General features: G+C 34.4%; 21 protein-coding genes. All 21 read right to left on the bottom strand.

Annotation, left to right across the window (positions count from 1 at the left end; genetic code table 11):
* Positions 1-2 precede the first annotated feature (2 nt).
* On the bottom strand, positions 3-323 hold the full coding sequence (locus DFR56_RS06555; protein ID WP_110394636.1) for a hypothetical protein: 321 nt from the start codon (positions 321-323) through the stop codon (positions 3-5).
* Positions 316-1,569 carry a phage portal protein gene (locus DFR56_RS06550; RefSeq protein ID WP_110394635.1) on the bottom strand — a complete coding sequence of 418 codons (1,254 nt, stop codon included), beginning with the start codon at positions 1,567-1,569 and terminating at the stop codon, positions 316-318. Before DFR56_RS06550 ends, DFR56_RS06555 begins: the two co-directional genes overlap by 8 nt.
* An 18-nt stretch (positions 1,570-1,587) precedes the next feature.
* Complete coding sequence (locus tag DFR56_RS06545) at positions 1,588-1,794, bottom strand: hypothetical protein (protein ID WP_110394634.1); 207 nt, start codon at positions 1,792-1,794, stop codon at positions 1,588-1,590.
* Positions 1,794-2,048, bottom strand: a complete 255-nt coding sequence (locus DFR56_RS06540) for a hypothetical protein (protein ID WP_110394633.1) — start codon at positions 2,046-2,048, stop codon at positions 1,794-1,796. The genes DFR56_RS06545 and DFR56_RS06540 overlap by 1 nt, the downstream gene beginning before the upstream one ends.
* Before the next feature lie 10 nt (positions 2,049-2,058).
* Positions 2,059-3,759, bottom strand: a complete 1,701-nt coding sequence (locus DFR56_RS06535) for a terminase large subunit (protein ID WP_110394632.1) — start codon at positions 3,757-3,759, stop codon at positions 2,059-2,061.
* Positions 3,756-4,310, bottom strand: coding sequence for a phage terminase small subunit P27 family (locus DFR56_RS06530; RefSeq protein WP_110394631.1), 555 nt, complete (start codon positions 4,308-4,310; stop codon positions 3,756-3,758). The genes DFR56_RS06535 and DFR56_RS06530 overlap by 4 nt, the downstream gene beginning before the upstream one ends.
* 105 nt (positions 4,311-4,415) lie before the next feature.
* Positions 4,416-4,670 carry an HNH endonuclease gene (locus tag DFR56_RS06525; RefSeq protein WP_342353146.1) on the bottom strand — a complete coding sequence of 85 codons (255 nt, stop codon included), beginning with the start codon at positions 4,668-4,670 and terminating at the stop codon, positions 4,416-4,418.
* A gap of 106 nt (positions 4,671-4,776) precedes the next feature.
* The gene (locus DFR56_RS06520) at positions 4,777-5,103 is read right to left on the bottom strand and encodes a hypothetical protein (protein WP_110394629.1); all 327 of its coding nucleotides are present in this window, start codon (positions 5,101-5,103) and stop codon (positions 4,777-4,779) included.
* A 224-nt stretch (positions 5,104-5,327) separates the two neighbouring features.
* Entirely contained in the window at positions 5,328-5,558 is a 231-nt protein-coding gene (locus DFR56_RS06510) for a hypothetical protein (protein WP_110394627.1), read from the bottom strand.
* A gap of 84 nt (positions 5,559-5,642) precedes the next feature.
* Positions 5,643-6,110, bottom strand: coding sequence for a hypothetical protein (locus DFR56_RS06505; protein ID WP_110394626.1), 468 nt, complete (start codon positions 6,108-6,110; stop codon positions 5,643-5,645).
* 61 nt (positions 6,111-6,171) lie between these two features.
* Positions 6,172-6,807, bottom strand: coding sequence for a hypothetical protein (locus DFR56_RS06500; RefSeq protein ID WP_211320610.1), 636 nt, complete (start codon positions 6,805-6,807; stop codon positions 6,172-6,174).
* A gap of 156 nt (positions 6,808-6,963) precedes the next feature.
* The gene (locus tag DFR56_RS06495) at positions 6,964-7,419 is read right to left on the bottom strand and encodes a hypothetical protein (protein ID WP_110394624.1); all 456 of its coding nucleotides are present in this window, start codon (positions 7,417-7,419) and stop codon (positions 6,964-6,966) included.
* A 418-nt stretch (positions 7,420-7,837) separates the two neighbouring features.
* Entirely contained in the window at positions 7,838-8,386 is a 549-nt protein-coding gene (locus tag DFR56_RS06490) for a site-specific integrase (RefSeq protein ID WP_110394623.1), read from the bottom strand.
* Positions 8,383-8,826, bottom strand: coding sequence for an ArpU family phage packaging/lysis transcriptional regulator (locus DFR56_RS06485; RefSeq protein WP_342353145.1), 444 nt, complete (start codon positions 8,824-8,826; stop codon positions 8,383-8,385). The genes DFR56_RS06490 and DFR56_RS06485 overlap by 4 nt, the downstream gene beginning before the upstream one ends.
* A gap of 87 nt (positions 8,827-8,913) precedes the next feature.
* The gene (locus tag DFR56_RS06480; protein ID WP_110394622.1) at positions 8,914-9,465 is read right to left on the bottom strand and encodes a hypothetical protein; all 552 of its coding nucleotides are present in this window, start codon (positions 9,463-9,465) and stop codon (positions 8,914-8,916) included.
* 2 nt (positions 9,466-9,467) lie between these two features.
* Complete coding sequence (locus DFR56_RS06475) at positions 9,468-9,668, bottom strand: XtrA/YqaO family protein (RefSeq protein ID WP_110394621.1); 201 nt, start codon at positions 9,666-9,668, stop codon at positions 9,468-9,470.
* 117 nt (positions 9,669-9,785) lie between these two features.
* Entirely contained in the window at positions 9,786-10,505 is a 720-nt protein-coding gene (locus DFR56_RS06470) for a hypothetical protein (RefSeq protein WP_110394620.1), read from the bottom strand.
* A gap of 155 nt (positions 10,506-10,660) precedes the next feature.
* Complete coding sequence (locus DFR56_RS06465) at positions 10,661-11,203, bottom strand: hypothetical protein (RefSeq protein WP_244916436.1); 543 nt, start codon at positions 11,201-11,203, stop codon at positions 10,661-10,663.
* Positions 11,204-11,238: 35 nt separating this feature from the next.
* A complete protein-coding gene (locus DFR56_RS06460) occupies positions 11,239-11,559 on the bottom strand; it encodes a hypothetical protein (RefSeq protein ID WP_110394619.1) in 321 nt (106 codons plus the stop codon).
* A 35-nt stretch (positions 11,560-11,594) separates the two neighbouring features.
* Entirely contained in the window at positions 11,595-11,969 is a 375-nt protein-coding gene (locus DFR56_RS06455) for a hypothetical protein (protein ID WP_110394618.1), read from the bottom strand.
* 30 nt (positions 11,970-11,999) lie between these two features.
* Complete coding sequence (locus tag DFR56_RS22865; RefSeq protein ID WP_158525519.1) at positions 12,000-12,140, bottom strand: hypothetical protein; 141 nt, start codon at positions 12,138-12,140, stop codon at positions 12,000-12,002.
* Positions 12,141-12,372 lie beyond the last annotated feature (232 nt).

Here is a 12,372-nt window from a genome sequence, read left to right as displayed (position 1 = left end):
CCTCACCCCCTTTCAAATGGTGGTATATAAGTAATCGGAAGAGTTAATTTAGCTAACTTTGTATGCAACATGACTTCTCTAGCATTTCTATTTTCCCACCACCTACCAATTTTTAAGACTAATGAATCTGCGAATGGGTAACCATCCCACGTATTCCCATTTGTGATAATGTATGGTCGCTTTTCAATCCCTAGATGTTCCTTGATTCTTTTCCAATAAGAATCAGCTAGTTCTCTTCCATTCGCAATAATAATTACATCTGCATTAGGGTCACGTTCTAAAAAGGTTTTTACTCTCAATAAGTCGAATGTGTCTTTATCCATCATCATTACCCCCTTTCGTTGCTCCCGCTTTAGCAAGTTGATATTCATCTGCTATTTCTAAAGAAACGTGATTCAAATCGACACGATGCACGTCACCACCTTCTATAGCATTCTTTTCTTCAAATTCCCTAACCTCGTTTATAGAGTACACGCCTTCACCGAGCATAATTTTGTAAAACTCACCTCGTGTTTTGGTGTCAGCACGTAAAATCATATCCAAGTTAAAATTTAAATAGTATCTTGCTGACTCCCTTTCAGTAAACAAACCATGTCTAAATTCTTCTTGATACTGAACTAAAATAGGATTGATAGTGTTTTGTAAGAAAGATAGATTCTCTTGTTCGATGTTTGAATGAGTTGCCCTTTCTAAGTCACCTACCATATGCGGTGGAACGTCAAACATTGTAGCTATTTCATTCTTGTCAAACTTCATAGACTCGACAAATTGCGCATCACGTAATGGCATGCTCACGCTTTGAAATTCTAATCCTGCATCTAATATCGCTACTCGTTGAGCGTTATCTATACCTGTGTTAGCTTTTTCCCATTCATCCCTAATCACGTCTTTAGCTTCTGAATTTAACATTCCGGGAATCTTTAAGAATCCACTATTCGATGCACCATGCTTATAAAATTTACCTTTAAACTTTTGCGCTGCTTGCGAACTTCCGATAGCTTCACGTGCTACCTGTATAGGTGGTTTACCTTTAATTCCATCAGCAGTTAATGCTGTTAAATGAATTATGTCATGATAAGCTATCTTGACCTGTTTTCCATTCGGTAATGTAGTGACATACCATAGAAAATTAGTGTTAACATCAATAATTGGTTCAGTAACAGATGGATTAAGTAACCATAAAGCTTTTGGTCTGCCATCTGCTCCCCAATCGACATTTACATAAGCATTTCCCCAAGTATTACGATGCGTTTCAATTAAATGTTTAAATTTAAATGGACCTTGATAGGGATTCGGTCTATTTTCTAGTAATTTTGCTACCGCATGTGACCGTTCGCGCTCTCTACCTTTATTTGTTCGTTTAAACGTCTGAAACGGTAGCATAGCGACCGCATTAGCTTTAATATTCACACACCTATAAACAGTTGGTATGCCTAACGCTGAATCGACTGTTACCTTTTCACCGCTTGATGATCGATTTCCAAACATATTAATAAACCACGGGGCAGGATTCTTTAAATCAGTTGTATCTGATTCGTTCCTACTTTTTAATACACTTTTGAATAACACACTTAACCATCCCCCTTTCTATCGCTTGGCAAGGAAGACACCTATAACAATTAAAACAAATCCAGTTAAGTAGTTACCTGCCAAAACGTTCAAATTTACCACACTGATTAAGTACGTATTCACGATAATCAAACCTAATCCTGTAAAAATAAAAAAATCCTCCAACCATTTGGTGAAGAATGTCGTAAAAAAAGATAATATGAATTGTTTTAATGTTTGAGCCATTATTGAAAGTTCCTTTCAATAGCTTCATGTGATTTTTGTTGCTTGGTTACCTGTTTGTTAATTTTTTCCACTATAACATGACTATCTATATTGATTATTTCCGCCCCTATATCATCAACTTCTAACACTTCAACAGTTAATGTTTCATCGGTTATAAGCAAACCCTCTGATAAGTTTTCCTTTACATTTTCTTTTATTTTGCTTTTAATATCATCACTAACAATACCGTTAACTTTAATGTGCAATATTTTCATCTTTACCCTCCTACAATCCCCAATTATTTAAGAAATGACCGCTTAAATCTTGTGTAGTTTCTCCATGTATCGCTCTACTTAAAGCATTTATAATCGCTGCAGCTGGATCTATTCTTTCCGTAGATTTTTCTTTATCAAGCATTATGTTCTCTTGAGCATCCATCTTTGTTACTGCGTTACTTAAAGCCCAATGTAATAAAGGGTCATCAAAATGCGTTATATTCTTTCTATAAACTCCACTTCTAAATTCCTTTGTCGCAAATGATAAATATCTTAAATATTGCGGAATTTCTACCATAGTAAAACCATAGTTTTCTAAAATCTGCACTAAATGAGTTGCGTTCCATTTATCATAATCTATTTCAACGATATTATAGCCCTCGTCACGCATGTCTATAATATGTTGCTCTACATAGCTGTAATCTACAACACTTCCTGGCGTTGTTGTCAAATACCCTTGGTCTTCCCATAAGTCAAAACGGACATTATCCGTGTTCATTCTTTCGATTAATTTTTCTTCTGGCATAAAAGAATGCTGTTGTACAATGAATTTTCTTTCTGGAAGTTGGAATACCTTCCCTATGCTTGTTAAATCTGTTGTACTCGATAAATCAAGTCCTAAGTAAACAGGGTGCGGAATAACATCTCTTGGAGTAATAATAGCTGTTTTCCACTTCCCCATTTTCATATATCCATTAGGTTTTGAGTCTATCCATACATCCATATTTTTTGTTAAAAATGTACGCATTTTTTCTGGTTGTTCAAGAGCGACTTTTAATTCTGAACGAATTGCTTCTATACCTTCTTCATAAGTGGCAACGATAGGATTAGCCTTTATCCAATTTGATTCATCTTTAATATCATCGATAAGGTTCCCTTCATCGTCTTTATCTAATTCACATATAATAGCAAAATATTCATCGTTCTCTTGTGGCATATCTGGATCAAGTAATTTACTTACATATTCATATTCCTTGTAACACGGTAATGATAGATTGAACCCCGCGGTCGTAATGACGAACATTAAAGGTTCTTTACGTGCCACCATACCAGATGAAAGTACGTCATATATCTCACTAGTTTCATGTGCGTGATATTCATCCACAATACCAACAGAAGGGTTTTTCCCATCACCTGTTTTTCTAGCTTCTTTCGATAGCGGGATAATAACAGATCTATTCCTTAAAATTTCTATTTTTCCATAAGCTTCTTTCCACTTATCCTCTAGTAATTCACTTGATTGAATTCCTGTTCTTACAGCTTCATATACTTCTGATGATTGGTCACGTGTCCAACCAGCAATAAACGCTCGATGTTTCTCATCTCCAAAAAAGGTAATATAAGCTGACACAATAGCAAGAAATTGAGATTTAGCGTTTTTTCTCCCCAGTTGTATATAAACCTTTCTTATTTTCCTGGCGCCATTGCTTTTTTTCTTAAAACAAAAAATGTTAACTGCTAAAAATAACTGAAAATCAACTAATTCTACTTGTTGTCCAGCAATGATTCCTTCTACGTGTCTAAATTCATGAGCGAACCAATAAAAATCTTCAAGTTCGTTTTCGTCAAAATAAAAAGAACTGTCATCATTCTGACAATCCTCATAATCTCGTAAAAAACGTTTAACTGACCATATATGTTTTTTTCCAGCCTTAATATTTCCACTTAGTATGTCTTCGCAATAATCAAAAACTCTTTCCAACAACGTCATAGCCTACCACCAAAACGGCGTTCCGCTTCTGTTTTAGGTTTGTTGTCATCTTTCTTAGGAATAACCAACGACAAACGAGATGTAATTGATAAACCTAAATCACCCGCTGCACTTCTACATTCAGTAAACAAGGTGTTTCTAACTCTTTGTAAATCTCCATATGACTTGTTTGCAATAGTGACTTCCTTTAAAATTTCTTTTCCATGTTCATCAAGTTTACCAGTCTCTACTAACACTTTTTCAGTAGTTTTCATCGCACGCAAAGAACGTGTTATTTTAATATACTGGTCTCGTGAATCAATGTATCTCGCAAGGTTGTCTACATCTAAATTTGAAAATATATCTAACTTCACAAGTTCAACTGCTAGAAGGTCAAATTCTTCTTTTTGCTTTATGGTTAAATAACTTGGGGCAATGATATTATCGACATCCCCGCGCATTGACACTTCATGTTCTTCACGTTTTTTAATTTCTTCTTTTGTTAAATGATTTGATTTCCCTTTACCTTGAATAACCGAAAGTGGTTGTTTAGGTCTTCCTCGTCTACTCATCAATTACACCTCCTTTCAAAACTTTTAATAAACGGATTTTTGTGTGCGTTTATGGGGCAGACGCTCTACGGAAAATAAATTTAAAATTTTTCTACCCCGGGGGTACTATTTATGTTCCTTGTTGTGACAAGAGTGACAAAGAGATTCCAAATTGTCTAACTCTAATCGTTGATCCCAATCAGTCTTAACCTCTACAATGTGATGCACGACATCCGCCTTGACTAAGTGACCGTTAGACTTACAACGTTGACATAGACCATTGTCCCTCTCATATGCTAGCCTTCTTACCCGTTGCCATGCTCTGGACTTATAGAATGAATCAACGACAGGATCTCTTCCATACTTGTTATAGTTCCTCATTGTTTCACCTTTATTTTTTTCATGGATTTTACAGTAGGTTTTTCTAGTAAGATTTCTACAGCCTATTTCTCTACAAGGTTTTAATGGTTTTTGTTTAGGCGTTTCATTACGATTTACCTGCATTAATTTCACCTTGTTCAATCTCTGTCTTTAACTTGTTGTTCATGAACTGTAGCCTTCGTGATAACTTATTTAATTTATTCTTTTGTTTTACTTTCAAATCGGGTAGCTTTTTTCTAAGCGCACTTATTTCCTGTTGAATCTTTTTCATATCGTCATTTAAATAATATGAAGTATATTGTTGGCCACAATTAGGACATTCGATATAATGTCGTTCTACATTGCCAGGTAACTTTTCAATACCTTCTGTTTTTAATTCAGTGATATAGAAATCTTTTTGGCATCCATCGTTACAGTAGACTTTGTTATTCATAGACTAACTACCCCGCTTTTCATTTTTAATCTTCCAAGCAAATGCTTTAATTGTTAATACGGATGTAAAGTACATAAGCAATAAGGAATGCAGTATAGTTCTACCTATTGAATCTGTCATCACCAATAAGAATATGTTCCCTGGTATACAGATTATCATTAAGGAAAGCCAGAGTGATTCTATAAACATTTTGAATAAGTTTATTTCTATTGGTTTATATTTAATCATGATGAACCCTCCATTCTAATAGGAAGCCCCATATTGTTTTGTTTAACTTCTAACTCTTTCAGTGCAGCAGTTGCTTTCCTTGCTTCGCGTTGAACTGCTTTTAGTCCTTTTAATGCATCTGAACAATCAATGTCCACTGTTAGCGTTCCAATACTTTTAGGCTTCGGTTGTACACCCTTTTTTTCTTCTGCACCTTTAAAGCTGGGCTTATCCCCATTACTTCGCAAGACTTATTGTCTGCCATGTTCCCATCTCCTTTTAATTTTTTGTATATAAAAAAGACACCTACAATTAAGTAAGTGTCTTAAATATTACTCTCCATTTTCAACAATGTAATAGAAGTTATTAATGTCTATTTCAAAGTCTCGCTTCTCGCTCTCAATAGTGAAGTATTCATCGATAACTTCAATCATTACCATTGTTTGAACAAATAGATTTTCTTCTTCTTCTGTGAAGCTCATTATGTTATCAATATATTTTTCTTGGTAATCATCTATCATTTTATAATTTATAAGGTTTTTATCATCTGCTGCAACTGCCTCATCTATTTGTTTAACGACCTGGTTAGAATCTATAGCAAACTCCTCGCCTATATTTGCATGGATCGCTACAGTGTCATCCGTTTCCTCCACTTCAACTTCATCTGACTCATTTTCCTCAACTTCCTTTTCTTCTTCCGGTTGCTCTTCTGCACTACCTTCTTTTTCCAGTGTTGCGACTTTGTTTCCACAAGCCGTAATTAATAATAGTGCTGCAAACATTAATAAGTATTTTTTCATTCCATCCCAACCCCCATAATATGTTATGTACATTATCGGATAGTTGGTAAATTAATGCAATTTAATATTGTTCGTGCCTGTCAGCTTCATAGCTATCAATTGCCGCATCTGCGGCTTTATCGCTCTCTTCTTGCCTATAAACTAAGTAGTCATTAAACCTTGAGCTTTTTCTCCGAGCAAATTCAAGCGATGACTCAAACACGTCTCTACCAATGTTTGTTGCAAAAAATTCATACGATAACTCGTAGCAAATTTCAAGATCATCAACTAAATTTAATGCTTCCCTTGTAGTAAGTTCTGTTGTATAATGCATCAGTTCGTTTCTGACAATTATCAATTCATCTATATGTTTTTTTAACTCTTGTTCAATCTTTATATCAAGGATGTGCTCTATTCTTTCTATTGCAGAATTTAAGTTTATTGTGTGAAGTTTTGAGTCTGCCTTAAAGACGCTTGTGTGACCCTTATCTTTCATTTCCTTTCGGGCTTTAGCGTATCTATCAATATTGTTGAACAACAGCACTTCATCTTTATTGCTCAATATATACTTCATCAATATTTCAATTCCGTGATTCATATATATAACAATATCCTTCAAGTGATAGTCATGAATTTCTTCTCCAATGCGGTATTGATTAATTAATTCATGTGCAATTTTAAAAGAGTCACAACCATTTTTTAATAAATCAAACTTCATCACAACCAACCCCCACACTTTTAAATCAATTATGCTAGAGTTGGTAAATATTTTCAAATTATTCTTATGTTTTATTGTTTTTCTAATAAGCACTTTTATAATATTGCCTCCTTTACATAGAAAAAGACACCTCAATGTGAGATGTCTATAATATTTCTAATCAATAATTTCTGTTAGTTTTGTATTATATTCTTCTGCTTGTTCAGGTGTTAAATCGTAAGATACTCTTAATAATACTTTACCATTTAAATACATATATTCTTGCAAGAAAGCAACTCCTTCGCTAACAGATTCTATATAATCATGTCTTTCTTTTGCATCTTTATTACTTTCAAACACTTCCACAGTTCCCCCTACAGGATCCGTTTCTTCATCATATTGTTCTATCCTATCATCTGCAAAATTCACTTTGCTCGAATATTGATTTGGTCTACCCAATAAATCATTTGGGTCTGTCTCTTCTGTGTAAATAATCTCATTTTCAATAGGTAAACCTGATTCTTTTAATTGTTCAACAATTTCCTCTGCTGTCAATTCGGTATCATTCGTTGAACTACATCCTGATACCACTAGTAGTCCTGACACTAATAATAATAATAATATTTTCTTCACGCAATCCCCTCCTCTTGACATAATACGACAAAATAGTAAATAAAACCACCCATCGCCAATTTTACGATGAGTGGTTCAAAGGAGGGAAAAAGCTATGTCAAACTCAAACTTTCTCATACTACTATAATTACATACATTCCATGAAACTACCTGCCATTTTCCTGCCAAAAGTCTGCCATCATTTCACCATTGCTTTATTTATCCTATATGAGTTACCTATAAGTAGGAGTGTGTGTACCTCGCAGAACCTTCACAATCTCTATTGCACCAACACTTTATCCCACTTCCTGTTTTTGAGTTACACACTCGTCTTTTAAGAAGAACTAATAAGTGACATACGTTGTTTTTATAGATAATTCTGTAATACTAGCAAACAAAAAAGCACCCAATTGGATGCTTTCAGTAAAATATTATTTAATTATAGACCTTTAAATCTTTCCATTGCTTGATCTAAAGCATCTTGTGTTACTCCAATGTATCTAAGAGTTGTTTTTTCTTCCGTATGATTGAATATTTCCATAAGCATAACAACATCTTTATACTTTTGGTAAAAATGATAGCCGAATGTTTTGCGAAGAGTGTGTGTGCCTATACTATCAAGTCCTACGTATTCTGCAGCTTCCCTAAGTATTTTATAGGCCATGCTACGTCCAATCGGTCTATTCACTCCTTGCCTGCTTGTAAACAAGTATTCATCATCTTCTTTCCCTTCTACATATTTTTTAAGTTCTCTTCGAAGGAGTGGTGTCATTTGGATGTGTTTACGCTTATCCGTTTTCTTTTCTGTTATGACAAAGTATTGTCTGCGATTAACGTCACCCACACGAAGTGGAAGTATGTCTGAAATTCTTAATCCTGTATTTATGCCAACCATAAACAGAATATAATTTCTTTCAGATTTACTTTTGAGAAATTTTTTCATAGCATCTATACGATCCTGGTCCCGAATTGGATTGACAAAATTCACTGTTTTACTCCCTCCTTATAGACTTCTATTTTGAGTGCAAATGCTAACTTGTAAAATGCTCGTGATTTAATGCGATAATATTTTCTTTCGCTAAATCCCAATTCGTTATAAACTTCATAATCATAGACATCATCTCTGTTCAAGTAACGTTTTATTATGATCGTTCGTTCTTGATAATTTAACCGATTAACAGCTTTTCTAATTCTATTAATATAGTTTCTTCTTTTTTCTGTGATGTCGATTTTTTTAAGAGCAACATCTTCAGTTGTTGAATGAAATTCATTAGTTGGTGCAGCTGGTGCTAATCTGAATGATGCTGTTACTTTAGGTTCATGCTCTTCCGGATCCATAAGCAACATGACCTGATATTTTTCCAATGCTTCCTCTACATTCTTTTTTGTTGCATCTTGATCGATCTCAGGTAAAAATGTTAGCTGCATGATCATCATCCTTTCTTTAATAGAAATAAAAAGGGCACCAAACAACGCTATTGCGTCATTCAGTGCCCTCCAGATAGCTGGTAGGACTTATTTTCTCAGTTTGATTTCATTTTCCTTTAATTCTTTAGCGCTAATTAGCCAAGCTAAATACTGATTTCGTTTACTGTAACCTATATGTCTAATAAAAAGCATGAACAATAAAACAATCAAAACTGCTATTAGTTCAAATCCAATTTTTCTCATAATATCCGAGTTCCCTTGAATAAATAAATTAATTGCATCATCAAAATTTGAATCCTCTTTTTCTATTTTTAGATCTATCATTTTACTAGATAAATCATTAATAAAAGTCATAATAGAACCGATAGCTATGCCAATAATGGCAAATAAAGCAACGTACATTGGTATAACAATGCTAAAAAACACTTTTGTAAGAAATCCATGCGTTTCTTTATGACCTTTCAATTCATTAAGCAGATAAATTATATCTTCATAAGAATGACTTATCTTGATTTTAAAAACAAACCCCCTTTCATCGAATACCGTATTACCTACTAAATATTCTTTTTTAATACTACCCATATACTTATAAGCATCCTTTGAATTTCTCATTAATTCTTCTAGCTTTTTTTGTTTCATTTCTAAAACTCTTCTCCCTCATCCCACTTAACTCTCTTCACCTTCCCCTGGTGTGTGATAATTTTCGTCTCCCCATACTTCGGAAGCTTCGCAATTCTAGCTTTACCATCACACACCACAATGGCAAACGAGTTATTTTCTTCCATTATATCAACTTCTAGTCTTTTAGTCTTAGGATTTATATCTATATCTTGTAATCTCATAGCAGAACTCCTCCCACATATGGTATAATGAACTTGTCGAATGGGTGGGAGGAATCCTGCCTTTTTTATTTATTATCTTCCACAATTTAAAATTACAAGCCTTCTTTGGGCTAATTATTATGCAATTATCGTAATTTCTCCTTTTTCAATCTCTTCCGTTAGATTAAGATGGAGGTAAGTTTTAATGTTGCTTATTGCTTCCAACTTCCATGCACCGCCATCTGATTCAAAGAGCGCACAACGTGGTCCATTCTGCATTCTAAAAACAAAATCACTAACTGGCTGATCTACTTCAACAAACGATCTAAATGGTGCAAGTGATACAGGATTCGGTACTTCAACATTACCTACTGAAGCAACACCAACTTTTGCAACAACTGCCTGTGAAATTCCGTCATCCTTAACATTTTTGACGTTATCCTCTTGGATATTTCCTACAACTTTCAGCATAATGTCACGATCTTCATTTTTAACGAAACAGGACTGCAACTTGATATTAAATTCTTCTGTATCGTGAAAACTATCAAAAAGAAAATGTGGAATTAACGCCTCTGCTTTTACAAAGTAATCGCGTCCAGCATCATTGTTCAAAGGTGATTCAACTTTTACCTCTGTCGGACTTACAATGTGGACGATGAATGGATTGTCTGAATTATACTTTTCATCAAAATCTGATTGTAAATAATCGACTAGACCTGACAATGTATTTACAACAAATGGACCTGCTGTTGGTTTTTTTATCAGATGTAATTGCTTGTCTGAAAAAGTTTGGTCATTTTCCTTGTGAATTTCTGCTTTCCCCATACCCACTAAGTATTTCAATGCATCTTTAATCATTTTTCATTCCTCCACTTTTTTTATTAATTCATCTATGCAATTGGAGCATAGCTTTATAGAATTATTGTGTTGATCCCCGAAACTTATAAATAATACATTTTCAGATGAACTGCAATTTATGCATTCTCTATACCTGTTATCCTTAATGACCTCAATCAATTCGACTGTTCCTTCAAATTGATAACTTTTTCCCCAACATCTGTTGAAACATCACCATCAACGTCAATAAATAACTGGTCTTTTATTCCGCTTTTTAATTCTTGGCCAATTATATTTCCATTATCATCAGCACCCATAATAAGCTTAGTTTCTGCTTGTTTTGCTGGAAGTAACTTAGATTTAACTACAACGGAAACATTACCAATATCCCTGCTTTCATCGCCATGGATTTTTACATTAACTGTTATCGTTCTGTTTTTCGTGGGATCGGTGTTAGGATCCGCAATGTTAGTTAGAACCTTTTTCAATTCCTCGTTAAACCTAGCAGCTAATGCCCCCTCTGCAAAACCATTTAAATCAACCATGTAAGGATTTCCTTCATATAAATCATTTATATTTTTCAACTTAATTCCTCCTGTCAATCCCGTTTTAATAATATCTTCAATTGGCATCATTGCGCCGCATTCTGGACATTCATAGATGCCCATATTCCAATGTTCCAACTCACTCTCACCACATGCGGGGCAAATGTTTTCCATGTCTTCCCTCCTTCACTTAATAATCGAACTGTGAATTAGTTAATACCGTAATATTCTTTAATTCTTTTTAAATTGGGATGAAAATGTTTTTCTAAATCTTCTAAACTACAAACAAACTCATATTCTTTTCTGAAATCATCATCCATATCGAATCGAGCCCTGTAAAAACACCTTTCTGATTCTACGTACCAGGGCAAAGTATATGCATCATAGGCTGGTTCAGAAAGATATACTACTTGATTGTCAAACCCGTAAGAATTACATTTTTTAAGTCCTGTTATTAAACAACTGTCGGGCGCTTTATCAAGGAGTTTTTCAAATTCATCTGCTGTTAACTTTTCATTTTTATTTATCATTCACCTCTACCCTTCTCCTTCATACCATGCACTAGTTAATTCTCTATTTCAGTAACATCTATATCTTCAACAGATGGCATTTCTCCTAAAAGATCGTAAGTTTTTTTCTGCATCTCCTTAATCATGGTGTCAAAATCATGTTTTTTTATGATGCGTTTAATCGATTCACCTATTGTGTAGAAATGTTCGATTGTACCTTCTTTTGTCGACATCAACTGAAATGCGACTAAATTCACGGGAACTCTCATCAACATTGCACCACTAGTCACCTCTGAAATGTTGATCGTTTTTCCAATTGGGATAGCACAAAAACGGTAATTTCCCACTTTTATTTCATGACCAGCTGCAGGCATCCACTTTTTAAATGCTAAATAAAATTGTTCCGGTTGATCATTCACTGTAATTTTCATAACTTACCCCATTCCCCCTTTTTCGTAGAATTATTTTTCAACCAGTCTACACAGCAGGTAAACTAAACCTCCACCCACTAAACCGAAAATCATCCCGTAAAACAAACCGATCAAAAATTCCATATCATTCATCCTCCCTATCCAAACAGCGGTGACAAGTAAATTTCCCATCTTTCAAACCACCATCATCCGCAAAATCCTCACAAACCGAACAACTTTGATAATTGTGATCCTGATTAAAAATCATCAAAACCAACTCGCATGTGGGCTCTCCACTTTTCTGTCTTCTGCTATGATTTTTATTTTCAACCGTTTTTCATAACAATTTTCACAGATGCTACTACGTTTATTCCAAGTTACAATTGCTTAACAATCGACACATCTTTTAATAGATTTCACCGTG

The organism is Pseudogracilibacillus auburnensis, from assembly GCF_003201975.1.
Lineage (GTDB): Bacteria > Bacillota > Bacilli > Bacillales > Amphibacillaceae > Pseudogracilibacillus > Pseudogracilibacillus auburnensis.
This window is presented reverse-complemented; position numbering and strand designations above follow the sequence as displayed.

What these genes read in the sequence shown, in the direction of transcription:
- DFR56_RS06555 (WP_110394636.1), bottom strand. Translation starts at nt 323, where the DNA reads ATGGATAAAGACACATTCGACTTATTGAGAGTAAAAACCTTTTTAGAA.
- DFR56_RS06545 (WP_110394634.1), bottom strand. Translation starts at nt 1,794, where the DNA reads ATGGCTCAAACATTAAAACAATTCATATTATCTTTTTTTACGACATTC.
- DFR56_RS06540 (WP_110394633.1), bottom strand. Translation starts at nt 2,048, where the DNA reads ATGAAAATATTGCACATTAAAGTTAACGGTATTGTTAGTGATGATATT.
- DFR56_RS06535 (WP_110394632.1), bottom strand. Translation starts at nt 3,759, where the DNA reads ATGACGTTGTTGGAAAGAGTTTTTGATTATTGCGAAGACATACTAAGT.
- DFR56_RS06530 (WP_110394631.1), bottom strand. Translation starts at nt 4,310, where the DNA reads ATGAGTAGACGAGGAAGACCTAAACAACCACTTTCGGTTATTCAAGGT.
- DFR56_RS06525 (WP_342353146.1), bottom strand. Translation starts at nt 4,670, where the DNA reads ATGAGGAACTATAACAAGTATGGAAGAGATCCTGTCGTTGATTCATTC.
- DFR56_RS06520 (WP_110394629.1), bottom strand. Translation starts at nt 5,103, where the DNA reads ATGAATAACAAAGTCTACTGTAACGATGGATGCCAAAAAGATTTCTAT.
- DFR56_RS06505 (WP_110394626.1), bottom strand. Translation starts at nt 6,110, where the DNA reads ATGAAAAAATACTTATTAATGTTTGCAGCACTATTATTAATTACGGCT.
- DFR56_RS06500 (WP_211320610.1), bottom strand. Translation starts at nt 6,807, where the DNA reads ATGAAGTTTGATTTATTAAAAAATGGTTGTGACTCTTTTAAAATTGCA.
- DFR56_RS06485 (WP_342353145.1), bottom strand. Translation starts at nt 8,826, where the DNA reads ATGCAGCTAACATTTTTACCTGAGATCGATCAAGATGCAACAAAAAAG.
- DFR56_RS06480 (WP_110394622.1), bottom strand. Translation starts at nt 9,465, where the DNA reads ATGAAACAAAAAAAGCTAGAAGAATTAATGAGAAATTCAAAGGATGCT.
- DFR56_RS06475 (WP_110394621.1), bottom strand. Translation starts at nt 9,668, where the DNA reads ATGAGATTACAAGATATAGATATAAATCCTAAGACTAAAAGACTAGAA.
- DFR56_RS06470 (WP_110394620.1), bottom strand. Translation starts at nt 10,505, where the DNA reads ATGATTAAAGATGCATTGAAATACTTAGTGGGTATGGGGAAAGCAGAA.
- DFR56_RS06465 (WP_244916436.1), bottom strand. Translation starts at nt 11,203, where the DNA reads ATGGAAAACATTTGCCCCGCATGTGGTGAGAGTGAGTTGGAACATTGG.
- DFR56_RS06460 (WP_110394619.1), bottom strand. Translation starts at nt 11,559, where the DNA reads ATGATAAATAAAAATGAAAAGTTAACAGCAGATGAATTTGAAAAACTC.
- DFR56_RS06455 (WP_110394618.1), bottom strand. Translation starts at nt 11,969, where the DNA reads ATGAAAATTACAGTGAATGATCAACCGGAACAATTTTATTTAGCATTT.
- DFR56_RS22865 (WP_158525519.1), bottom strand. Translation starts at nt 12,140, where the DNA reads ATGGGAAATTTACTTGTCACCGCTGTTTGGATAGGGAGGATGAATGAT.